The organism is Cytobacillus oceanisediminis (genome assembly GCF_007830235.1).
Classification (GTDB): domain Bacteria; phylum Bacillota; class Bacilli; order Bacillales; family Cytobacillaceae; genus Cytobacillus; species Cytobacillus oceanisediminis.
On the sequence record NZ_VLKI01000003.1, the window covers coordinates 124,771 to 148,018 of the forward strand.

The 23,248-nt window shown below is 42.1% G+C and carries 27 protein-coding genes; 23 read left to right on the forward strand and 4 right to left on the reverse strand.

Annotation, left to right across the window (positions count from 1 at the left end):
* Nucleotides 1-24: 24 nt before the first annotated feature.
* The gene (locus tag IQ19_RS07060) at nt 25-933 is read right to left on the reverse strand and encodes a hydroxymethylglutaryl-CoA lyase (RefSeq protein WP_144541387.1); all 909 of its coding nucleotides are present in this window, start codon (nt 931-933) and stop codon (nt 25-27) included.
* A 205-nt stretch (nt 934-1,138) separates the two neighbouring features.
* On the opposite strand from IQ19_RS07060, the gene IQ19_RS07065 reads away from it, so the two are divergent.
* The 6 genes from IQ19_RS07065 (at nt 1,139) to IQ19_RS07090 (ending at nt 5,755) form a co-directional block, all read left to right on the forward strand.
* On the forward strand, nt 1,139-2,326 hold the full coding sequence (locus IQ19_RS07065; protein WP_144541389.1) for an acetyl-CoA C-acetyltransferase: 1,188 nt from the start codon (nt 1,139-1,141) through the stop codon (nt 2,324-2,326).
* Nucleotides 2,327-2,560: 234 nt separating this feature from the next.
* A complete protein-coding gene (locus tag IQ19_RS07070) occupies nt 2,561-3,250 on the forward strand; it encodes a CoA transferase subunit A (protein ID WP_144541391.1) in 690 nt (229 codons plus the stop codon).
* Nucleotides 3,251-3,278: 28 nt separating this feature from the next.
* Nucleotides 3,279-3,947, forward strand: a complete 669-nt coding sequence (locus tag IQ19_RS07075; RefSeq protein ID WP_144541393.1) for a CoA transferase subunit B — start codon at nt 3,279-3,281, stop codon at nt 3,945-3,947.
* Between the two features lie 299 nt (nt 3,948-4,246).
* The gene (locus IQ19_RS07080; RefSeq protein WP_144541395.1) at nt 4,247-4,618 is read left to right on the forward strand and encodes a VOC family protein; all 372 of its coding nucleotides are present in this window, start codon (nt 4,247-4,249) and stop codon (nt 4,616-4,618) included.
* Nucleotides 4,619-4,701: 83 nt separating this feature from the next.
* Entirely contained in the window at nt 4,702-4,947 is a 246-nt protein-coding gene (locus IQ19_RS07085) for a YqkE family protein (RefSeq protein WP_144541397.1), read from the forward strand.
* Nucleotides 4,948-5,020: 73 nt separating this feature from the next.
* A complete protein-coding gene (locus IQ19_RS07090; RefSeq protein ID WP_144541411.1) occupies nt 5,021-5,755 on the forward strand; it encodes a hypothetical protein in 735 nt (244 codons plus the stop codon).
* A 64-nt stretch (nt 5,756-5,819) separates the two neighbouring features.
* On the opposite strand, the gene IQ19_RS07095 is transcribed toward IQ19_RS07090, so the two are convergent.
* The gene (locus IQ19_RS07095; protein WP_144541413.1) at nt 5,820-6,743 is read right to left on the reverse strand and encodes an aldo/keto reductase; all 924 of its coding nucleotides are present in this window, start codon (nt 6,741-6,743) and stop codon (nt 5,820-5,822) included.
* A 98-nt stretch (nt 6,744-6,841) separates the two neighbouring features.
* Nucleotides 6,842-6,976 (reverse strand): Z-ring formation inhibitor MciZ, encoded by a 135-nt coding sequence (gene mciZ / locus IQ19_RS07100; RefSeq protein ID WP_144541415.1) that lies wholly within the window; start codon nt 6,974-6,976, stop codon nt 6,842-6,844.
* Between the two features lie 78 nt (nt 6,977-7,054).
* On the opposite strand from mciZ, the gene IQ19_RS07105 reads away from it, so the two are divergent.
* Together IQ19_RS07105 and IQ19_RS07110 are read left to right on the forward strand one after the other, a co-directional pair.
* Nucleotides 7,055-7,606, forward strand: a complete 552-nt coding sequence (locus IQ19_RS07105; RefSeq protein ID WP_144541417.1) for an NUDIX hydrolase — start codon at nt 7,055-7,057, stop codon at nt 7,604-7,606.
* 1 nt (nt 7,607) lies between these two features.
* Entirely contained in the window at nt 7,608-8,774 is a 1,167-nt protein-coding gene (locus IQ19_RS07110) for an endonuclease Q family protein (protein ID WP_144541419.1), read from the forward strand.
* A gap of 90 nt (nt 8,775-8,864) precedes the next feature.
* On the opposite strand, the gene IQ19_RS07115 is transcribed toward IQ19_RS07110, so the two are convergent.
* The gene (locus tag IQ19_RS07115; protein ID WP_144541421.1) at nt 8,865-9,440 is read right to left on the reverse strand and encodes a GNAT family N-acetyltransferase; all 576 of its coding nucleotides are present in this window, start codon (nt 9,438-9,440) and stop codon (nt 8,865-8,867) included.
* Between the two features lie 157 nt (nt 9,441-9,597).
* On the opposite strand from IQ19_RS07115, the gene spoIIM reads away from it, so the two are divergent.
* The 15 genes from spoIIM to IQ19_RS07190 all read left to right on the forward strand — a co-directional run bounded on the left by spoIIM (nt 9,598) and on the right by IQ19_RS07190 (nt 23,166).
* Nucleotides 9,598-10,242 carry a stage II sporulation protein M gene (gene spoIIM / locus IQ19_RS07120; RefSeq protein WP_144541423.1) on the forward strand — a complete coding sequence of 215 codons (645 nt, stop codon included), beginning with the start codon at nt 9,598-9,600 and terminating at the stop codon, nt 10,240-10,242.
* A 245-nt stretch (nt 10,243-10,487) separates the two neighbouring features.
* Complete coding sequence (gene fur / locus IQ19_RS07125; protein WP_144541425.1) at nt 10,488-10,955, forward strand: ferric iron uptake transcriptional regulator; 468 nt, start codon at nt 10,488-10,490, stop codon at nt 10,953-10,955.
* A gap of 217 nt (nt 10,956-11,172) precedes the next feature.
* A complete protein-coding gene (locus IQ19_RS07130) occupies nt 11,173-11,400 on the forward strand; it encodes a YqzK family protein (protein WP_026584686.1) in 228 nt (75 codons plus the stop codon).
* A gap of 9 nt (nt 11,401-11,409) precedes the next feature.
* The gene (gene xerD, locus IQ19_RS07135) at nt 11,410-12,303 is read left to right on the forward strand and encodes a site-specific tyrosine recombinase XerD (protein ID WP_144541427.1); all 894 of its coding nucleotides are present in this window, start codon (nt 11,410-11,412) and stop codon (nt 12,301-12,303) included.
* 276 nt (nt 12,304-12,579) lie between these two features.
* Nucleotides 12,580-13,764, forward strand: a complete 1,185-nt coding sequence (gene deoB, locus IQ19_RS07140; protein WP_144541429.1) for a phosphopentomutase — start codon at nt 12,580-12,582, stop codon at nt 13,762-13,764.
* Between the two features lie 258 nt (nt 13,765-14,022).
* A complete protein-coding gene (locus tag IQ19_RS07145) occupies nt 14,023-14,844 on the forward strand; it encodes a purine-nucleoside phosphorylase (protein ID WP_144541969.1) in 822 nt (273 codons plus the stop codon).
* Nucleotides 14,845-14,879: 35 nt separating this feature from the next.
* On the forward strand, nt 14,880-16,184 hold the full coding sequence (locus tag IQ19_RS07150; protein WP_144541431.1) for a pyrimidine-nucleoside phosphorylase: 1,305 nt from the start codon (nt 14,880-14,882) through the stop codon (nt 16,182-16,184).
* 343 nt (nt 16,185-16,527) lie between these two features.
* On the forward strand, nt 16,528-17,691 hold the full coding sequence (locus IQ19_RS07155; protein WP_144541433.1) for a D-alanyl-D-alanine carboxypeptidase family protein: 1,164 nt from the start codon (nt 16,528-16,530) through the stop codon (nt 17,689-17,691).
* A gap of 246 nt (nt 17,692-17,937) precedes the next feature.
* A complete protein-coding gene (gene spoIIAA / locus IQ19_RS07160) occupies nt 17,938-18,288 on the forward strand; it encodes an anti-sigma F factor antagonist (RefSeq protein WP_144541435.1) in 351 nt (116 codons plus the stop codon).
* A 3-nt stretch (nt 18,289-18,291) separates the two neighbouring features.
* Nucleotides 18,292-18,732 (forward strand): anti-sigma F factor, encoded by a 441-nt coding sequence (spoIIAB, locus tag IQ19_RS07165; protein ID WP_110064297.1) that lies wholly within the window; start codon nt 18,292-18,294, stop codon nt 18,730-18,732.
* Nucleotides 18,733-18,744: 12 nt separating this feature from the next.
* Complete coding sequence (sigF, locus tag IQ19_RS07170; RefSeq protein WP_144541437.1) at nt 18,745-19,503, forward strand: RNA polymerase sporulation sigma factor SigF; 759 nt, start codon at nt 18,745-18,747, stop codon at nt 19,501-19,503.
* Nucleotides 19,504-19,779: 276 nt separating this feature from the next.
* Nucleotides 19,780-20,400 carry a stage V sporulation protein AA gene (locus IQ19_RS07175; protein ID WP_144541439.1) on the forward strand — a complete coding sequence of 207 codons (621 nt, stop codon included), beginning with the start codon at nt 19,780-19,782 and terminating at the stop codon, nt 20,398-20,400.
* Complete coding sequence (locus tag IQ19_RS07180) at nt 20,390-20,812, forward strand: stage V sporulation protein AB (RefSeq protein WP_144541971.1); 423 nt, start codon at nt 20,390-20,392, stop codon at nt 20,810-20,812. The genes IQ19_RS07175 and IQ19_RS07180 overlap by 11 nt, the downstream gene beginning before the upstream one ends.
* A gap of 316 nt (nt 20,813-21,128) precedes the next feature.
* Complete coding sequence (gene spoVAEA, locus IQ19_RS07185) at nt 21,129-21,716, forward strand: stage V sporulation protein SpoVABEA (protein WP_144541441.1); 588 nt, start codon at nt 21,129-21,131, stop codon at nt 21,714-21,716.
* The gene (locus tag IQ19_RS07190; protein WP_144541973.1) at nt 21,691-23,166 is read left to right on the forward strand and encodes a spore germination protein; all 1,476 of its coding nucleotides are present in this window, start codon (nt 21,691-21,693) and stop codon (nt 23,164-23,166) included. Before spoVAEA ends, IQ19_RS07190 begins: the two co-directional genes overlap by 26 nt.
* Nucleotides 23,167-23,248: the final 82 nt, after the last annotated feature.

Here is a 23,248-nt window from a genome sequence, read left to right on the forward strand (position 1 = left end):
CAGGCAAAGCAATGCTGCTTTTGGCTATTTAACAGTTTCTGCATTCAACCGGAAATAGGTGCTTTCAATCGGCCTTGAGAGATGCGGCTGAACAATCTTGACAGCCTGCATTAATTTTTCCAGATCAACGTTCGTCTCGATTCCAATCCGTTCAAGCATATAAACCACATCCTCTGTGGCTGCATTGCCGGCAGCACCTGGTGCAAATGGGCATCCGCCAAGTCCGCCTGCTGATGTATCAAATCTGTCAACACCTGCCTGTAAAGCTGCAAAAATGTTTGTTAGCGCCATTTTCCTTGTGTCATGGAAGTGTGCAGTTAAAAGTGTATTTGGAAACTCTGTTTTTAAACGGGAAAAAAGCTCGTAAGATTCATGGGGAGCAGCCATTCCTATCGTATCTGCCACGCTTAGCTCGTCAGCGCCAGCCTCTACAAATTGGCGGCACAGCTCGACTGCATCTTCAGGTTTAACCTCTCCTTCATAAGGGCAATAAAAAGCTGTGGAGATGCAGGCACGGACAAAATAACCTTTTTCCTTTAATTCACCAATAATTGGTTTTAGTTCTGCCATGCTTTCCAGGGTTGTTTTATTGATGTTTTTCTTATTGAACGTATTGCTTACACCGACGAATACAGCAACTGCCTTGCAATCCGTCATAACTACTCTATCAATGCCTTTGCGGTTAGGCGCTAGCACGATGTCCCTTGTATCCCCATCCAGGCAATCTGCCACAATCTCAGCCGCATCTCCCATTTGCGGAACCCATTTCGGCGAAACAAAGGAAGTCAGCTCCACTTCTGTTAAACCGGCATTTTTCAGACTTTTAATGAACTCTTTCTTTACTTCTGTCGGAACAAAGGATTTTTCATTCTGCAGCCCATCCCGTGGGCCAACCTCGATAATTGTTACTTTTTTAGGCAATCCAAGCGTCATGTTTTCCTCTCCCGTCACATATTTTTTTATCGTGTATCGTAAGCGCTTTCTTTGTTGCGAAGAATTATACATACTGCATACAAGATAATTGTAGTAGGAAAGCTTTTTTGAATGCAAGAATAATAGAAATTTTGACAAAATAAAAGGAATTTTGAGACTTGGCACGAATATAAGCAGAGAGATGTTTTTTGAAAGGATGAGAGAAATGCCACAAACAGAAGCAGTGATAGTCAGCGCTGTCCGGACAGCAATCGGAAGTTTTAACGGAAGCCTTAAAGATGTGTCGGCTCCCGAGCTAGGAGCAATAGCCATTAAAGGAGCTCTTGAAAAAGCAGGTGTAAAACCGGAGCAAATAGATGAAGTAATCTTGGGGAATGTTCTTCAGGCAGGACTTGGCCAGAATCCTGCAAGGCAAGCAGCTCTTATAGCGGGCCTCCCTGAAAGCGTTTCCGCGATGACGATCAATAAAGTTTGCGGTTCAGGATTGAAAGCGGTCCATTTAGCAGCCCAGGCGATTATGGCAGGAGATGCAGAAGCCGTTATCGCCGGTGGAATGGAGAATATGAGCCAGGCACCTTACATACTGAAAAATGCAAGAAAAGGCTTTAAAATGGGGGACCAAAAGCTTGTTGATTCCATGATTTCGGATGGGCTTTGGTGTGCCTTCAACGATTACCATATGGGTGTAACCGCTGAAAACCTTTGTACCAAATATGATTTAAGCCGGGAAGAGCAGGACGAGTTTGCAGCTGGGAGCCAGGAAAAGGCAGCTAGGGCAATTGAAGAAGGCAAATTTAAGGATGAAATCGTTCCAGTGGAAATTCCGCAGCGAAAAGGAGATCCGATCGTGTTTGACACGGATGAGTATCCGAAGAAAGGAACGACTCCTGAAAAGCTTGGTGGCCTTCGCCCGGCATTTAAAAAAGACGGCAGCGTTACAGCCGGCAACGCATCAGGCATTAATGACGGTGCAGCTGTATTGCTTGTCATGAGCAAAAAGAAAGCGGAAGAGCTGGGGCTCAAGCCTTTAGTTACAATTAAAGGGAATGCCAGTGCAGGCGTAGATCCTAGCATTATGGGCATCGGCCCTGTTGCCGCTGTAAAAAAAGCGCTTGAAAAAGCGGCTGTTTCCATGGATCAGCTGGAGCTTATTGAAGCCAATGAAGCATTCGCAGCCCAATCGCTTGCAGTTGATAGGGAGCTTCGTTTTAACAAGGAAATTTTGAATGTAAATGGAGGAGCAATTGCGTTAGGCCATCCGATTGGGGCGAGCGGAGCGAGAATCCTTGTAACCCTAATACATGAAATGCAAAAAAGGCAGGCAAAGAAAGGCCTTGCAACTCTTTGTATTGGCGGAGGACAGGGTGTTGCCACAGTAGTGGAGCTTGAATAGTGCTTTTTGCTAATAGCTTTGTTAAAGCTAATTGTTGATTTAGCAACGTGTTGATTGGAGCGGAAGGCGCGAGACTCTTAGCGGGAGGAGTGTGTAAAGGGAGACCCCGCAGTCGCGAATGCGCCGAGGAGCGTCGGACCACCTGCAGCGGAAATCAACACCCAAGTTAACAGAGTCTTGCAAATAAATGGAGTGGGATAAAAAATACGTTTTTCAGTGAAAGGAGCGATTGAAATGAAGAAAATTTGTACTTCCTTCGGAGAAGCGGTTCAGGATATTCATGATGGAGCTGTCCTTATGGTTGGCGGTTTCGGCCTATGCGGAATTCCGGAGAACCTTATTCTGGCTTTAGTGGATAAAGGGGTAAAAGACCTTACAGTCATTTCGAATAACTGCGGGGTTGATGATTGGGGACTTGGATTGCTTTTAAAAAATAAGCAGATTAAGAAAATGGTCGGCTCCTATGTCGGCGAAAATAAAGAGTTTGAAAGACAGGTTCTATCAGGCGAAATCGAAGTAGAGCTTCTGCCACAGGGGACACTTGCAGAGAAAATCCGTGCAGGCGGTGCCGGCATTCCAGCTTTCTATACGCCAGCAGGAGTGGGAACACCGATTGCTGAAGGAAAAGAAACAAAGGTATTTGACGGAAAAGAATATCTTCTTGAGGAAGCACTTAAGGCAGACTTCAGCCTGGTTAGAGCATGGAAGGGCGATAAGATGGGAAATCTCGTCTATCACAAAACAGCCCGGAACTTTAACCCGATGATTGCAGCGGCCGGAAAAGTGACCATTGCGGAGGTGGAGACTCTTTGCGAAATCGGTGAGCTGAATCCGAATTACATTCATACGCCAAGCATATACGTTCAATCTCTTATAGAGAGCAAACAGGAAAAACGTATTGAGAGATTGACAGTAAAGAAATAAAAAAGCAGTGACGGAAGGAGAGGATGTCATGAGTAATGATAAAGCGGCAGTCCGCGAGAAAATTGCCAGACGGGCTGAGAAGGAAATAGAGAACGGCTTTTACGTAAATTTGGGAATCGGCATGCCAACATTGGTTGCGAACTATATTTCAGATAATAAGGAAGTGGTTCTGCAATCGGAAAATGGATTGCTGGGCATCGGGCCATACCCTGCGGAAGAGGAAGTAGATCCTGATTTAATTAATGCGGGGAAAGAAACAGTTACTGCAATCCCGGGGGCTGCTTATTTTGACAGCGCCGAATCGTTTGCCATGATTAGAGGAGGCCATGTGAATATTGCCATTCTTGGGGGAATGGAAGTCTCTGAGAAAGGGGATCTCGCAAACTGGATGATTCCCGGAAAGATGATCAAGGGAATGGGCGGAGCGATGGATCTTGTCCATGGAGCTAATAAAATTATCGTCATTATGGATCACACAAATAAAACTGGCGATTCAAAAATACTCAAAGAGTGCAGCCTTCCTTTAACAGGAAAAGCCGTTGTTGACCGCATTATAACTGAGCGGGCAGTCATCGATGTAACCGATTCAGGTCTAAAGCTTGTTGAAGTCGCAAAAGGCTTCACTGTCGAGGACATTATCAATTCAACAGAGCCGGAATTGCAAGTTGACGGAAATGTTGTTACAGATGCTTATTAATGACTTTAAGAAAAGTACAGCTGCATAAGCTGTGCTTTTCCTTATTTAAAGCCTGTGTTAAAGATCATTGTTGATTTTGGCACTCTGTTGATTGGAGCGGACGCGAGCTCCTCGAAAATGCATACGCATTTCCTTCGTGCGGTATTAATGCTTATTCAATGTCCAGCGGAAGACGCGAGTCAAAGGGAGGCCTGCAGGCGCCGAGGAGCGTCGGAACACCCGCGGTTCGCTGAGCTTCTTGAGTGGAATTCAACAGGCAAGTTTAACAGAGCAAATTTAAAAAGAGATGAGGAGAAAATATGAGTTTCTCATTCAAAGGAATCGATCATATCCAGCTGGCAGCACCAAAGGGCTGCGAAGAACAGGCACGGAGATTTTATGGAGATATGCTTGGACTCAAGGAAATCCCTAAACCTGAAAACCTTCAAAAGCGCGGTGGCTGCTGGTTTATCTGCGGAAATCAGGAAATACATATTGGTGTGCAGGAAAACTTTTTGCCCGCCAAAAAAGCTCACCCTGGTTTGGTAGTGGAAAACCTTGAAGAATTAAGGAGCAGCCTTCAAAAACTTAAAATCGCTATAAAGGAAGAAGCCCCGATTGAAGGAAGAAAACGATTCTTTGCAGATGATCCATTCGGCAACAGAATTGAGTTCCTGGAGTTTTTGGCATAACATCAATGGCCAGTCAGACTTCTGCAGGTTGTTTAAAAAAATATGTTATAATGGATGGCAAAAATAGTTGACGAGGGGATTTTATGAAAAAGAAGAAACAGCATTCCCAGCCGAAAAAGGATGATAAACCTATTACGCTTGGCGACATGTTAAATCAGGACTTAATGAAGCAATTAAAAGGGAAAAAACAAGAATTAAAAGAGGCTGAAGATAAACAGAAGGAAGAGGAAGAGCGTAGAAAAAAAGAGGAAAGAAGATTGCGCGAAAAGAATAAAAGCTTCGAAGAATTGCTGGGCGAAAGCCATCTCAATTGGAAAGAGTTCAAATAATTCAACCTAAAAAACAAGTTTCATCCATAAAAACCGAGGGCAAAGATTAATAAAAAAAGATGGGAGTTGTTCCATGCATTCTTTATTAAGCTTTATATTCGCTCTCGGTTTTTCAATGGTTCATTTTTCTTCAAAGTATATGAAATTCCTTACATATATCCCAAGAAGTAGGCTTTTATCTGTTGCCAGCGGAATTTCCGTAGCTTATGTATTTGTGCATCTCCTTCCTGAGTTAAAAGAGCATCAGGAAAGTATTGAGGGCACCGGCAGCACGGAAATCTTCCGGTATCTTGATAGCCATGTATATATTTTTGCGATGCTTGGCCTTTGCGCTTTTTACGGAATAGAAAAAGCAGTAAAGCATTCTCAAAAGAAAGCCCGAAAGGGCAAAGAGGAACAGCGTACCACCGGACTTTTTTGGCTCCATATGTCCACCTTTTTTATTTATAATATGCTTATTGGCTATCTGCTTGTACATGGTGAATTTGAAAACCTGAAAGAATGGCTGATTTATTTCTTTGCACTATCTGTCCATTTTATTTCTAATGATCATGGTCTGCGGCAGTCGCATGAAAAAATATACGACCGATATGGCCGCTGGGTTTTGACTCTTTCCATTTTAATAGGATGGGCTATAGGGGTCTTAACAAAAGTCAGTGAAATGGTGATCGCCTTTTTATTTGCCACTTTGGCTGGCGGAGTGATCTTAAATGTACTGAAGGAAGAGCTCCCTGAGGACAGGGAAAGCAACTTTGGAGCCTTTATTGCTGGTGTGGTTGGATATACGATTATTTTAATGAGTATTTAAAGGGCTGACTTTTCGTCAGCCTTTTTTTGGCGATTTAGCAGGTTTCAACTAAGTAACGAGTTTCTTACCTATGCTGCTCATATGTGTTTTGTTTTGCGAGAGCTTTTATAACAGCCAATTCCTCTTCAGTCAGCCTGTTAGCCCTGGCTGCTTTTGCATTTTCCCTTACTTGTTCAACCCGGCTGGCGCCAGCCACTATAGAAGAAACAGCCGGATTTGTCAAGTTATACTGAAAGGCTATCTCTGTCATGGATCGATCGCCGGAAAGCTTTTCTCTAATACTTTGAATCGTTTCTGCCAGTTCAGAATAGCTGTAATCTAAGTAGCCTTTTTCTTCGACAGACTGAGAAGCTTTGTCCAGCATTTTATTGCTTAGCAGTCCCTTAGCCAGCGGTCCCCGTGTTACAGCGCTGATGCCATTTTTATCAAGGAGGGGAAGTGCTTCTTCTTCTGGCCGCCGATCCAGAATGCTGTATTGCATCATAACAGAAACAATGGAGGATCTTGCTGCATACTCACGGATGACATTCGGCCGGATGGAGGAAATCCCGTAATGGCGGATCAAGCCTTCTTCCTTCAGTTCCTCGAATGCTTCAATGGTTTCGTCAATCGGATCGTCTATGGTGCCCCCATGGAGCTGGTATAAATCGATATAATCAGTAGCAAGCCTATTCAGACTATCTTTAACTGCTTCTTTAATATGTTTTTTGGAAGGATCCCAGCTCCAGCTGTCTTTTTGCTCATTCCAGCGGTTTCCTGCCTTTGTAGCAATGACGACTTGTTCGCGGACATTCTTTAAGAATTGCCCGACGAGTTTTTCGTTTTCGCCAAAATCATATAAATCGGCGGTATCAAAGTAATTAATGCCTTCTTCAAGGGCAGCTTCAATAATCTCCTGCGCATTTGAAGGGTTCGTTCCAATGGACATACATCCAAGCCCAAGCTCGCTGACATATAAATCAGAGCTTCCTATCCGCCTCTTTTTCAAGGGCCCACCTCATTTCAATTGTTTTCTATTATTGTACAGAAAGAAATGAGGCATACTCAAATTAGAGGCTTAGCCTTAGCAAGTTTTTACTCACAACATCACTTCGTTAGCTTTTGCGACTCAACCCAGTCTTTCACAAGAACATACTTTTTGCTGTATTGCTTCAGTTTTTCTCGGACTTCCCAGGCTTTTCCGGCCAATACGATTCCCTTGCTGTGGACATACACCTTCATGCCATACTCCCCCTATTAAAGTATGATAAAATGTATGAGCAAACATTATCGGAATAGAACAGGAGTGACTGTAAAACAATGAGTCGCCTAGAAGAAAAAACAATTAAAACCGAAAAAATATTCTCTGGAAAAGTGATTAGCCTGCAGGTAGAGGATGTTGAACTTCCAAATGGTAAAACATCCAAGCGGGAAATTATCAAGCATCCTGGGGCGGTAGCCGTTTTGGCAGTAACGGATGATAATAAAATTGTTATGGTCGAACAGTATAGAAAAGCATTGGATAAAGTAATTGCGGAAATACCTGCTGGAAAGCTCGAACCAGGGGAAGATCCGGAGGTTTGTGCAGAAAGGGAGCTTGAAGAAGAAACGGGTTACGGCTGCAAGGAAATGGATTGGCTGATCTCATTCTATACTTCTCCGGGCTTTGCGGATGAACTTGTCCATTTATACATAGCAAAGGGACTGGAGAAAAAAGAAGATGCCGCATCCCCTGATGAAGATGAATTTGTGAATCTCATGGAGGTAACCCTGGATGAAGCATTGGCATTACTGGAGGGGCAGAAAATCCACGATGCGAAAACGGCTTATGCTGTTCAATATTTACAGCTGCAAGAGGCGCTGAAGAAATAATATGAATCAGTATTTTGCGGATTTTCATATCCACATAGGACGCACTTTTACAGGGAAGCCGGTTAAAATAACAGGTGCAAAGTCTCTTACTTTTACAAGTATTATCAAGCATGCCCGAAATGAAAAAGGGCTGGATATAATCGGTATTATAGATTGCCACTCTCCTGAAGTCATTCTTGAAATGGAAGGGCTGATAGAGGAAGGGTCTTTATCGGAACATAGGGATGGCGGGCTGCAATATGGGGATTTAACCATTATACCAGGGTCTGAGCTGGAGATTTATGATGAAAAGTGCAAGGGCCCTATTCATGTACTTTGCTTTTTTCCTTCCATTTCGATTATGAAGGAATTCTCAAGCTGGCTGTCTGACTACTTGAAAAATATTACGTTAAGCTCACAGCGGATATATGCTTCCGGACAAGTGCTGCAGAAAAAGGTAAAGGAGCTGAATGGGCTATTTATTCCTGCCCATGTTTTTACTCCCTTTAAAAGCTTATTTGGAAAAGGTGTACAGCGGTCCCTGAGTGAGGTTTTTGATCCTGACCTTATTGATGCTGTAGAGCTGGGATTGAGTGCTGATACAGCAATGGCTGATCAAATCGGCGAGCTGCACAGGTATACATTCCTCACCAATTCAGATGCCCATTCATTAAAAAAAATTGCAAGAGAATATCAAATCCTCGAAATAAAGGAACCGACTTTTGGAGAGCTTAGAAAGGCTTTGGCAGGAATAAACAACCGCAAAGTAAAAGCCAATTATGGCCTTGATCCCTTGCTTGGAAAATATCATCAAACTGTTTGTTCAGAGTGCTTTAGCCCTTTTGAAGCGGACAAAGGTGTTTGCAAGCAATGCAATCATCCCAAGTTTATCAAAGGGGTAGCAGACCGAATTTCAGAATTAAAAACTGCCGGAGAGGCTTCAATAGATCGGCCTCCCTATATTCATCAGGTGCCACTCGAATTTATTCCTGGTTTGGGCCCGAAAATGCTGGAGAAGCTGTTAAACCATTTTGGGACAGAAATGGCAATCCTCCATAATGTTCCGTTATCCGAATTAAGCCGCGTAATCCCTTCCAAAACCGCCGGCCTTATTGGCAAAGCACGTGAAGGGAAGTTAAACCTTAAAGCAGGGGGCGGAGGAAAGTACGGGAAAATAGCAGATAGCTAAAAAGCCTGTTCGATATGAGCAGGCTTTTTGATTTTGGCACTCCGTTGATTGGAGCGGAAATCAACAGGCAAGTTTAACAGAGGCTTTATATTAGGTGCTGGCTGCCTTGCTTACTTTGGCATAAACACATGTATCCCGAAGCTCTTTGCCATCAGCACTTAAACTGTCATTAGCCAATATTCCTTCCAGTTTGTATCCGAGCCTTTCGGGAATCTTGCTGCTGTTAATATTCCTGAGATCGCATCTGATTTCTACTCTGTTGGCCTGAAAATGCTCAAAGGCAAACTTCGTTAAACTCTCAGCTGCTTCTGTTATATAGCCGTTTTTCTGATATCTCGAATCACCCCAATATCCTATTTCAAATTTGCGGACATCCCAATCAATTCGATGCAGGCCGGTAGAGCCGACAAAAGTGTTGTCCTCCTTCTTATAAATATGAATTCGGAAATCTTCCCTTGAAATAAACTGGGCGTAAGACCTTCGAATCCCAGCCTCTACATCCTCCTCTGATTGTTCGTTCTGGGCAAAAGGAAGCCATTGCTTCAGCTCCTTAATAGATGCCATTATGGCATCATGTACTACTTTCCCATCTCCCGGCATGGCCGGCCGCAGATAAAGCCTTGCAGTTTCAATTCTCTCTGGAAATTCGGTTAAAATGGCCTTCACTCGATCAGCTCCCATAAAGTTAAATAATTTCGGAAATTATAACGGAAATTAATGGAATGTTCAAGATTTTACTTTCTTATATACTTCTTCTGTCATACAAACCAGGGACAAGCATACAATTTAATAATCAATTTGTTTTGTCTTAGGAGGAAGAGCAATGAAGAAAAAAATGTACCAGAACGTCGCCGCAGCCCACTTTCGCGAACATTCCTCAATTTACTTGTTTGTCATTGTTTTATTCCTGATGGGTGTGATTTTTGGGGCAATAGTTGTTAATAGTTTAAGCTTCACGCAAAAAGAGGATTTATTTTATTATCTGTCTCAGTTTTTTGGCCAAGTATCTGATGGGCAAGTGGCATCAGCAAATGATTTATTCAAACAGAGTTTTTTCCATAATACGAAATTTATTGGTTTGATGTGGATTTTGGGAATCTCCATTATTGGACTTCCTGTCATTCTGATTCTTTTATTTATGAAAGGTATGGTGGTAGGATTTACAGTTGGTTTTTTGGTTAACCAAATGGGATGGGAAGGATTTTTGCTTTCATTTGTATCGGTCCTCCCGCAAAATCTGATCATTATCCCGATTTTTATTCTGGCAGCGACTCTCGCTGTTTCATTTTCACTTAAGATGATTCGCAGACAATTTATGAAAAAAGCGGGCCAGCCAATCATGCCGCTATTCGGGCGATATATGATTACCTTTGCTGTAGCGATTCTGTTTCTTATCGCTGCAGCCGGAGTCGAGGCTTTTATATCACCTGTTTTAATGAAGTCTGTAGTAAACTCCATCCAATCCTGAATTAAATAATAAATATAGAAGAAAGGCGGGACGATGTATCCTGCCTTTTTTGCTTTGTGTATAAACAAGGATAATTAGATACAAGTTAGGGTATAGATAAAAAGGTTTTAAAATCGCAACTAAAATATTTATAATGATTATTATTTGATATTAACTATTTTTTGTTATTTATAATAATTTTATTTTGAATCAGAAAGCATTTCTGTTATAATGAGAATGTTAGTGGCGAGGGAGGGACTTTCGGTATGGAAAGCAGAATTGAAAGAATAAAAAAACAGTTGCATTCATCCAGCTATAAACTAACACCACAGCGAGAGGCAACGGTTCGCGTCTTGTTAGAACACGAAGAGGATCATTTAAGTGCGGAAGATGTCTACCTCCTTGTTAAAGAGAAATCGCCTGAGATAGGCTTGGCAACTGTATATAGAACACTTGAATTGCTGACTGAATTAAAAATTGTTGATAAAATTAATTTTGGTGATGGAGTTTCCCGCTATGACCTTCGTCAGGAAGGGGCAGCCCATTTCCATCATCACTTAGTATGTATTGAATGCGGAGCTGTTGATGAAATTCAGGAAGACTTGCTGGAGGATGTAGAGGAAGTGGTTGAGCGCCGCTGGAACTTTAAAATAAAGGACCACCGCCTTACTTTTCATGGCATCTGCTACCGCTGCCAGGATAAAAAAACAGATAACGAGACAGATGCAAACTAAACCTTGTTAACAAAACCTTTTCTTTAATATAAGAGAAGGTTTTTTTATTGTATCTTTATTTCCTCATGCAGCAGCGTGGAGGGAGTATGCCCAGCGTGAAGGGCAATTATTCAGAAACAGGTATAATTCTTGTCCAAAATGGCATACCCTTTATTAAAAGATAAGAAAGCTGTAGTTTTAGCTTTTCTTATAATCATGTGTTTTGGGGGATAAAAGAATGAAATCCTGGTTGAGTATGGCTTTTCAAACAATAAAAGTGTTTGTCCTTTTTACCGGATGCACAATCCTTTTTTATTATGGTATTATGTGGTTAAATGAAGAATACCAGGATTATCACCGCTATGACGAACCAAAGGGAGCGGCTGTTAAAGTTTCTGCCAGCGGAACGGACCAAGATGCAAGCTGGCTGGACCGGTTAATTCTTTTCTACTTAAATGGGGAGTAATGCAATCATATGGAGGACCAGTTAAAAGATTTTATTCATTATTTAATTGTAGAAAAAGGACTTGCGAATAACACGATTGTTTCTTATGAGAGAGATTTAAAAAGTTATTTGAAATACCTAAAGGCTGAAGAAAACATATCTAGCCTTGAGAATGTACAGCGTGTGCAGATTGTCCATTTCCTCGGTTTTTTAAAAAAACAGGGGAAATCTTCGAAAACATTGGCACGGCACATCGCCTCAGTAAGAGCCTTCCATCAATTCCTTCTGCGCGAAAAAGCAGTTGGCCATGATCCTTCCGTACATATAGAATCGCCGCAAATGGAACGAACGCTTCCAAAAGTGCTAAATATGGAAGAGGTTGAAACCTTATTGGATTTTCCTGAGATAAAGGACCATTTTGGCTTGCGTGATAAAGCCATGCTTGAACTGCTATATGCCACCGGGATTCGTGTAAGCGAGCTGACCGGCCTGGATAGAGGAGATGTCCATTTAACAATGGGGTTTGTAAGATGTATCGGCAAAGGCAACAAGGAGCGGATTGTGCCGATCGGCAAAACAGCAACTGAAGCCCTTGAAAGGTATTTAAATGAGGGAAGAGGAAAATTTGTTTCCAAAAAGCATAAAGACGAAGCGTTATTTTTGAATCATCATGGAAAACGGCTTTCACGGCAGGGTTTTTGGAAAATATTAAAACGGCTTGCCCAGGAGGCGGGCATTGAGAAGGACTTGACTCCACATACATTGCGGCATTCGTTTGCAACACATCTGCTTGAAAACGGTGCCGATTTGCGTGCAGTCCAGGAGATGCTTGGACATGCTGATATTTCTACCACTCAAATTTATACACACGTAACGAAAACACGGCTTAAGGATGTTTACAGCCAGTTTCATCCACGAGCTTAAAGTGGTGGTTTGAACAGGAATAACCACCTAAAAATAAAATGTCATAAAGCTGCCACGAAATCGGGCAGCTTTTTCTTGTTTTTTTACCTGTTTATTATGTAAAATGTAGATGTCAGACTTCTGACGAATACAAAGGCTAATCTGGATTCTCTTCTGTAAATAAACTGGCAGAATACCCTTTTTACAATAAGGGAATCTGAGTTAAATGCACCTGAAAAGGGTACTATACGAATATGATTTTTTGTAACCGTATTCAAATAAATAGGAGGTTTTTAGATGTCCGCATATACATATAAGCGCGTATTTTTAATTGTTATGGATTCAGTTGGAATCGGGGAAGCGCCTGATGCCGAGAAATTCGGCGATAAAGGCGCAGATACACTTGGCCATATTGCAGAAAGAATGAATGGCTTAAATATGCCAAACATAGGCAAGCTCGGCTTAAGCAATATCCGGGAAATCAAGGGAATCAAAAAAGCAGATAAGCCAATGGCTTTTTATACGAAAATGCAGGAAGCTTCCAATGGAAAAGACACAATGACTGGACACTGGGAGATCATGGGCTTGAATATCCAGACTCCATTCAGAGTGTTTCCAGACGGGTTCCCTCCAGAACTGATTTCCGAGCTCGAATCCCGTACAGGCAGAAAGATAATTGGCAATAAACCTGCAAGCGGAACAGAAATTCTGGTTGAGCTTGGAGAAGAGCACATGAAAACAGGGGCTTTGATTGTGTATACGTCTGCAGATTCAGTACTGCAAATTGCTGCACATGAAGATATCATTCCAATCGAAGAGCAGTATAAGATCTGCAAAATCGCCCGTGAACTGACATTGGATGAAAAATATATGGTAGGCCGCGTCATTGCAAGGCCTTTCGTTGGAGAGCCAGGCAATTTCCAAAGAACCTCCAATCGCCATGATTACGCGTTAAAGCCGTTTGATCGTACAGTTATGAATGAAATGGCTGATGGAGGATTGGATGTAGTAGCAATTGGCAAGATCTCAGATATTTATGATGGTGAAGGTGTAACCGAGGCAATCCGCACGACTTCAAATATGGATGGCATGGATAAGATAATCCAAACGTTTAATAAGGAATTTACCGGCCTGAGCTTTTTAAATCTGGTTGATTTTGATGCTTTATTCGGACATAGACGCAATCCGGAGGGCTACGGAAAAGCGCTGGAAGAGTTTGATGCCCGTCTTCCTGAAGTATTTGGAAAAATGCAGGAAGGAGATTTATTGATGATTACAGCAGACCATGGAAATGATCCGGTCCACCACGGAACAGACCATACAAGGGAGTATGTACCGCTGCTTGTATATGCAAAAGACATGGAAGAAGGCAAAGAGCTTCCAATAAGCGAAACATTTGCCGATATAGGGGCAACGATCGCCGATAACTTTAATGTGAAAATGCCAGCATACGGCAAAAGCTTTTTGAATCAATTGAAGTAATGTAAAGGCAATTTTAAAGCTCATTATTGTTTTGGAACTAGTTGATTGGAGCTGAAGGCGCGAGACCTTTGAAAATACATTCGCCTTTCCTTCGTGCGGTGCTTATCCGAGGATGCTGGTTCAATGTCCTGCGTGAAAAACGTGTCAAAGGGAGACCCTGCATGCGCGCCATGCGCCGTGGAGCGTCGGACCGCCCGTGGTTCGCTGAGCTTCTTGAGCGGAAATCAACATAAAAAAAGCAGACAAGGAGAATTGATGATGGATTATAGTAAAATTCAAAATGCAGCCGAGTTTCTAAAAGGCAAATATTCCAGCCAGCCAAGAATTGGACTTATTTTAGGGTCAGGGCTTGGAGTACTTGCAGATGAAATTGAAGAACCAGTTAAAATCCCATATAACGAAATCCCGGATTTCCCAGTATCTACAGTTGAAGGCCATGCAGGTCAGCTAGTGTTCGGTCGATTAAATGGAATTGAAGTGGTAGCCATGCAAGGTCGATTCCATTATTATGAGGGCTATACATTTGACAAGGTTACCTTCCCTGTCCGTGTTATGCATGAAATGGGCGTAGGCAGGCTGATTGTAACTAACGCAGCGGGTGGTGTGAATGAAAGTTTTTCACCTGGGGATTTAATGCTGATCTCGGACCATATCAATAATATGGGCAGCAATCCGCTGATCGGGCCTAACGATTCACGTATGGGTCCGCGTTTCCCTGATATGTCGGCAGCATATTCCAAAGAGCTGAGAAAACTTGCCAGAGGAATTGCAAATAATCTTAACTTGAACATCCAGGAGGGTGTGTATGTAGGGAATACTGGCCCAACTTATGAAACTCCTGCAGAAGTGCGTATGCTTCGAATAATGGGAGGAGATGCGGTTGGCATGTCAACTGTCCCTGAGGTCATTGTCGCACGCCATTCAGAAATGGAAGTACTTGGAATCTCCTGTATTTCAAATATGGCGGCAGGAATCCTTGACCAGCCATTGAACCATGAAGAAGTAATCGAAACAACTGAAAAAGTCAAAGCAGATTTCCTTCGTTATGTAAAAGCAATAGTAAAAGAACTTGGTGCGTAAAAGCAGATAATATATGAAAGCTGTGGTGTTTAGCTATGAGAATGGTTGATCTTATTGAAAAGAAAAGGGACGGACACGAATTATCGACAGAAGAAATTCAATTCGTAATTAAAGGATATACAGACGAATCAATTCCGGATTACCAGGTAAGTGCCTTGACAATGGCCATATTCTTTCAGGGAATGACCGAGAATGAAAGAGCCGATTTGACAATGGCTATGGTTAAATCAGGTGATCAAATCGATTTATCAAAAATAGAAGGAATTAAAGTGGATAAGCACTCCACTGGCGGTGTGGGCGATACAACCACATTGGTGCTTGGTCCGCTTGTTGCCGCAGTCGGAGTCCCGGTTGCGAAAATGTCTGGCCGAGGACTTGGCCATACAGGCGGAACAATTGATAAGCTTGAATCTGTTGAAGGTTTCCATGTAGAAATCGAAAATGATGAGTTTATTAAGCTTGTCAATCAGAATAAGATTGCGGTCATCGGACAGAGCGGCAATTTGACTCCTGCAGACAAAAAGCTTTATGCACTGCGCGATGTAACTGCAACAGTTGACAGCATTCCTCTAATTGCAAGCTCGATTATGAGCAAAAAAATTGCAGCGGGTGCAGACGCAATTGTGCTTGATGTTAAAACAGGCGCAGGCGCATTTATGAAAACACTGGACGATTCCAGAGAACTGGCAAAAGCAATGGTACGAATCGGAAACAATGTTGGCAGAAACACAATGGCAGTTATATCTGATATGACCCAGCCGCTCGGATTTGCGATTGGCAACGCTCTTGAAGTAAAGGAAGCGATTGATACACTAAAAGGCGAGGGTCCTGCAGATTTGACAGAGCTTTGCCTTACCTTAGGCAGTCATATGGTTTTCCTTGCGAAAAAAGCAGACTCCCTAAATGAAGCCCGTGAAAAGCTTGAAAATGCGATGAAAGATGGATCTGCTTTGGAAACTTTTAAAGTTTTCCTTAGCTCTCAGGGCGGAGATGCATCTGTTGTAGATGATCCGCAAAGATTACCCCAGGCAAAATACAAATTTGAACTGGAAGCCAAAGTAGATGGCTATGTGTCTGAAATTGTAGCGGATGAAATTGGAACTGCTGCGATGCTTTTAGGAGCAGGAAGAGCTACAAAAGAGTCAGAAATCGATCTTGCTGTTGGCCTTGTTTTAAGAAAAAAAATCGGCGATAAGGTAAACAAGGGTGAATCTCTTGTTACAATCTACAGCAATTTCGAAAATGTAGACGAAGTAAGAAATATGCTATATGAAAATATTGCAATCTCAAACGAAAAAGTACCGGTTCCTGTACTGATTCATGAAGAAATAACTGAATAATATCGAAAGAGCAAAAGCCGCCAAGACTATGTGTCTGGCGGTTTTTTGCCGTTTTTAAGATTCTGTTTTGATTTGGAAAAACTGCATGGTACCGCGGAATGAAGCAAAAATCCAAAAGCATATTGAAAAAGCTTTCAGCCCTGAATATTGAAGAATTTAACCATATGGCAGAAATTAAGCATTAACTCCGAAAACAACCTAAAATCCCGCCTATTTTACAGTTCCTCTACAAAAAATAATCTGCGAATGATTTTTCCTTTATTTTCTTTTTAGTCTTCTTGCTCTGTATAAATTTTCTTTAACTGGAAAAAATGGAGGCTATAAAGAATGGAGGTTTTATGTGATGAAACGAATCGTCTCATTAATGTTAATAACATTTTTATTGGCAACAATCTTTGTTCCTTCAGGATTTGCAAGGGAAAGTGGTGCAGATTTGGCGGATAATGTGAAATCTGCAATACTAATCGAACGCGATACCGGATCGGTTTTATATGAAAAAAACAGCGGGGAAGAGCTGCCTCCTGCCAGCATGACAAAAGTGATGACAATGCTGTTGATTATGGAAGCCATAGATGAAGGAAAACTATCATGGGATGAGAAGATCCGAACAAGCGAGTATGCTGCGTCGATGGGCGGTTCGCAAATATTTTTGGAACCTGGTGAAGAAATGACCACAAAGCAAATGCTGCAGGGTATTGCAATTGGTTCAGGCAATGATGCATCAGTGGCAATGGCTGAGAGAATTGCTGGCTCAGAAGAAGCTTTCGTGGAAATGATGAATAAGAAAGCGAAGGAATTGGGGCTTAAGAATACGAAGTTTCAAAATCCGACAGGCCTTCCTGCAGAAGATCATTACAGTACAGCCTATGATATGGCCATGATGGCTAAAGAACTTCTTAAATATGAAGATATTACAAAGTTCACAGGCACATATGAAGCTTATCTGCGCGAGGATACAGATAATAAGTTTTGGCTTGTTAATACAAATAGGCTTGTCCGCTTTTATCCGGGGGTAGACGGGCTGAAAACAGGTTTTACCTCGGAGGCAAAATACTGCCTTACAGCGACCGCCCAGAAAGAAGGAATGCGGGTCATTACGGTGGTATTCGGTGCGCCAACCTCAAAGGAGCGCAATGCTCAAGTTACAAAGATGCTGGACTTTGCTTTCAGCCAATATAAGACACATCCAATGTACGAAAGAAATCACGCCCTTGGAAAGGTATCTGTAAGCAAAGGTGAAAAGAAAAAGATTGAAGCACTGACTAGCGAGCCGATTTCCCTTTTAACGAAAAAAGGCGAAGGCATAGAAGATATCGAGCAAAAAGTGACCTTGGATAAAAATATTAAAGCGCCTATTCAAAAGGGCGATAAGATAGGCACTTTAACATTGACAAAGAATGGCAAGACGTTGGTGGAAAGCCCACTTGTTGCAAAGGAAGACAACAAGGAAGCTGGCTGGTGGACATTATTCAAACGATCGATGGGCATGTTAACAAAATCTGAATAGCAAAGGCCAGGTTCCTCTTTGAAGACTTGTCGAAAAGATACAATATGACAACTATTTTTAGCGAATATACACTAGTTTTGTCTTCAGGAAGGAAATAAAACATTGGGCATCGAAATTGACTCACTATAAGGGCGGATCCCGGAATTTTTTCCGATTCCCGGTTCAGTCTATCCGGCAGGAAAAAGCGAAAAAGAAAAGGAATATTTGCTTTTTCGATGCAGGATACCAGATAAGGAGGCTATAGTAGTGAGTCTTAACATTAATTTGGAAGTAAAGCATGATGTTTTGTGTATTCGTCTAAGCGGAGAATTGGACCATCATTCGGCAGATGAACTGCGGGAACAGGCGACAAGAGCAATTGAAGATCATGATATCCATCATATTATTTTAAATCTTGAACATCTCTCTTTTATGGATAGTTCGGGATTGGGCGTTATTTTGGGCAGGTATAAGCAAGTCAAACAAAAACATGGCGAAATGGTTGTTTGTGCGATATCCCCGGCAGTGCAAAGGCTATTTGATATGTCAGGCTTATTTAAGATTATCCGTTTAGAGCTGACAGAGGAAAATGCTTTGCAAAGATTGGGGGTTGCCTGACCTATGAAAAACGTAATGAACTTGGAATTCAGCGCATTAAGCCAAAATGAATCCTTTGCCCGTGTGACAGTTGCTGCTTTTATTGCCCAGCTGGATCCAACAATGGATGAATTAACAGAAATCAAAACAGTCGTTTCTGAAGCTGTGACAAACTCTATTATCCACGGTTATGAAAATGATCCTAATGGAGTTGTTAATATTTCTGTTGTAATTGAAGATGGATTCATTGATATGACTATCAAGGATAAAGGCCTTGGGATTATGGATGTGGAGGAAGCCCGCCAGCCGCTGTTTACGACAAAGCCTGAATTAGAAAGATCAGGTATGGGCTTTACAATTATGGAAAATTTCATGGATGAAATTGAAATCAAATCGCAACCGGGAATAGGCACAGAAATCCGATTAAGGAAGCATTTATCAAATAGTAAAATGCTATGCAATTAAGGGAGTCTTGCTATGGATGTGGAGGTTAAAACAGATAAGGGCCAAACGTATTTAAAGGACCATGAAGTCAAGGAGCTTATAAAGCAAAGCCAAAGCGGAGATCAGGGTGCAAGGGATCGGATTGTCCAGAAAAATATGCGCCTTGTCTGGTCAGTTGTCCAGCGATTCTTAAACAGAGGCTATGAACCGGACGATCTCTTCCAAATCGGCTGTATTGGCTTATTAAAATCGGTTGATAAATTTGATCTCAGTTATGATGTAAAGTTTTCAACTTATGCAGTCCCTATGATCATCGGAGAAATCCAAAGATTTATCCGTGATGATGGAACCGTAAAGGTGAGCCGTTCTTTAAAGGAAATGAGCAACAAAATCAGGAAGGCTAAGGACGAACTTTCAAAAACACTTGGCCGCGTCCCAACTGTGACAGAGCTTTCCGAGCATCTTGAGATTTCCCCTGAAGATATCATCCTGGCACAGGAAGCAAGCCGGATTCCTTCATCCATTCACGAAACGGTGTATGAAAATGACGGAGACCCGATCACTCTCCTGGACCAAATTGATGATGGCAATGAAGGCAAATGGTTTGATAAGATTGCTCTGAAGGAAGCGATTCGTGAATTGGACGAGAGGGAAAGATTGATTGTCTTTTTGCGCTATTATAAAGACCAGACACAATCAGAAGTAGCAGCCAGGCTTGGCATTTCCCAAGTCCAAGTTTCACGGCTCGAAAAAAAGATATTGCAGCAAATGAAAGACCGGATGGATTTGTAAAATCCATCCGGTCTTTTATTTTTGGCTCTGTTAAAACTCTGTGTTGATATTGGCACCCTGTTGGCTGAAGCGGAAATCTACAGCCAAGGTTAAATGAGCCTATTTTTTAAGAAATAGCTGTGAAGCAATAATTTCCACGCATAATGGCCTTTGCACCTTTCATCATAGCAAAATATCCAATCCCTTTTTAAACAGCCAATTATTGGTCTTCATGAAGCAAATATCTGTAACTCATACTAAATATACGAGGAAATCACTGTGTGGGAAGTGAGCGCAATGGAAAAAACGGTTTATATTCGCTTGCGGCATCGTCTGCAGGTTCGGCCGGACGGGATTATACTTCTCAAGGATATCGCTCAAGTCATTGCGGATGAGGATATTTATGAACCGCTATGCAAACTTGCTTTGTATCGGGTAACCGACAATGACCGGAACATAGTCGTTATTGATGTTATGAAAGTGATCCGTGCAATAACCAAAACATTTCCGAAATTGGAAGTTCAGTCAATAGGGCCAGCTCAGGCAATTGTCGAGGTTGTCACAAAAAAGCGAAAAGTTTCTCTGCCTCTTTTCCTATTGGTTTGGTTTCTGCTATTTATTGGGGCTGCATTGGCCATTATGAATTTTCATGAAGACGTCAGCATGCAGGCTGTTCAGCTGAGAATTTACACCATTATTACAGGAGAAGTAGATAGCAAGCCGCTCATATTTCAAATCCCATATTCAATAGGACTTGGTCTTGGGATGATCATCTTTTTTAACCATGTCTTTAAAAAACGGCTTAATGAGGAGCCCAGCCCATTAGAAGTAGAAATGTTCAATTATCAGCTTGATCTTGATAATTATGTTGCTTTGCATGAGAACAAGGAGAGTATGAAGCGCATTGATGACAATTAATGTTGTTTTGGTAATGATAATTGGATTTGCGGGAGGATTGGCGGTCGGCTCAGGTTTCGTTGCATTTCTGGCAGTATTGGGGATTATACCGAGACTCACCCAGCTGACCAAAACGATGAAAATGATTCATCATTATGAGGCTGCAGTCGTTTTTGGAGCATTGGCAGGGGGATTAGCTTCACTCTGGAATCCAGTTTTGTTTTTTACTCCATATATTTTAATCCCGCTTGGTTTGGCAGCTGGTGTATTTGTAGGAATGCTTGCAGCCGCTTTAACTGAAGTGTTGAACGTTTTTCCAATCCTGGCTAAAAGAATTGGTGTTGATGGGAAAATTGCCATATTGCTTATGGCATTTGTATTTGGAAAAGTAATCGGCTCTTTATTTCAATGGATTTACTTTGTTAACAGATAGGCTATGTTAAAGCTCATTGCAGATTTTCGCTACCTGTTGATTGGACCGGAAGGCACTAGATTCTCGAAAATGCATTCGCATTTCCTTTGTGCGGTGTATTTTCAAGGAAGCTGGTTCAATGTCCTGCGGGAAACGCGAGTCAAAGGGAGACCCCGCATGCGTTCACGCCGAGGAGGCTCCCTGACCGCCCGCGTTAGCTGAGTGACTGGAGCGTAAATCAACAGGCAAGGTTAACAGAGCCAACAGATAAGATAACATACAAGGGTGGCTGCAGAATTTTTGTTCAAACAATAGCATTCGGAAAGGAATAATTATTATGGATGATCGGAGGCACGTCATTCTTATAACAGATGGAGACGACTATGCAAGGAAAACTGTTGAGCTTGTTGCAAAGGAAATTGGGTGCAGATGCTTGTCCTTGTCACATGGAAACCCTTCCGTTTTAACCGGCCAGCAAATCGTTAAGCTTATTAAAAAAGTCTCCCATGACCCTGTCCTTGTCATGTTTGATGACAGCGGATTTATTGGGGAGGGTGCTGGTGAGAATGCACTGAAATATGTGGCGTGCCATAAAGATATCCATGTTTTGGGAATCATAGCGGTCGCCTCGAAAACGAGGCAGGCTGAATGGACGAAGGTAGATGTTTGCATTGATAGCAATGGGGAGCTCACTCCCTATGGGGTAGATAAATTTGGCGTACCTGAGATGGAAATCGGGCGCATTAATGGGGATACCGTATATTGTCTTGATCAATTAGATGTCCCTATTATTGTGGGGATTGGCGATATTGGAAAAATGTCGAAAAAAGATCATTACGATAAAGGTTCACCAATTACCAGGAAGGCAGTAGAACTTGTTTTGGAAAGGAGCGGTTATGATGTCAGACAGCAAGAAAAACAATAAAATGCCCATTCCTAAATCTGTCCAAGAAATTGAAAAGTATATGAAGGACAGGGTTGGGCTGGGAGACAGCTTTGACTTAGGAGTCCGCAAGTTAAAAGTACTAAGGAAAGATGTTCATTTCTATTATATTAATGGCTTAACCGATACCCAGTTTATCATTGAAATCGTTGAGGGGCTTGTTGAAATTAACGATAATGAAAAACTTTCAACCAAACTGTTTGAGATAGTTGAAAACAGAATCATGCACCAATCCGTTGAACATATAAAAACAATGGATGAGCTGGTTGATCAGGTACTGTCAGGGCTTATCGTAGTGGTTGTAGAGGGAGAAGGAGTAGGCCTTGTTATCGATGTCCGCAGCTACCCAGGAAGGACACCGCAGGAACCGGATACCGAGAAAGTCGTCCGCGGTTCACGCGATGGGTACGTTGAAAATATTATTGTGAATACAGCTTTGACAAGAAGAAGAATAAGGGATGAAAGACTCCGTTTTGAAATTATGCGGGTAGGCGAACGTTCCAAAACGGATGTTGCCATTGGATATATCAAAGATGTTGCCAATAAGGATTTAATCGATTTAATCAGAAAAGAAATTAAAGAGATCAAAATAGATGGAATCACAATGGCCGATAAAACAGTTGAAGAGTTTTTATTAAAACAAGGCTATAATCCATTCCCGCTCGTTCGCTACACCGAAAGGGCCGACGTAGCCGCAGCCCATTTACTTGAAGGGCATGTCATTATCTTTGTTGATACATCACCAAGCGTAATCATTACACCTACTACTTATTTTCATCATTTACAGCATGCTGAGGAGTACAGGCAATCGCCAGCAGTTGGTACATTTGTACGCTGGATTCGCTTTCTGGGATTACTGGCATCGATCGTACTTTTGCCTTTATGGTTTTTATTTGTTTTGGAGCCTTCGCTTTTGCCAGAAAGAATTGCTTTTGTTGGCCCGAATGAAGAAACAAATGTACCTGTCATTGTCCAGTTATTCCTTGCTGATGTCGGGATTGAGTTTCTCAGGATTGCAGCCATTCATACGCCGACGCCGCTTTCAACAGCAATGGGCTTAATTGCAGCCGTACTCATAGGGCAAATTGCCATAGATGTCGGTTTGTTTGTACCGGAAGTTATTTTGTATGTTGCTTTGGCGGCAATCGGGACATTTGCGACACCAAGCTATGAGTTGAGTATCGCTAATAAAATAGTAAGGCTGGGACTTTTGGTGTCAGTAGCCCTTTTCCATACACCGGGTCTAGTAGTGGGGCTGACCCTGGTCATCTTGTTGCTGGCGAGCATTAAGTCTTTGAATACTCCATATTTATGGCCCTTTATTCCGTTCAGTCCAGTAGCTTTAACTCAAATATTGATTCGCCGGTCAATGCCTGGTTCAAAAATCCGGCCAAGCATCGTTCAGACAAAGAATCGTTATAAGCAGCCATGAAGCAAGAAATACACGGAATGCCGATTGCGCAAATACACGAAATATGGTAAAGTGTTTTTAATTGAATAAAGGGTTAAAGGAC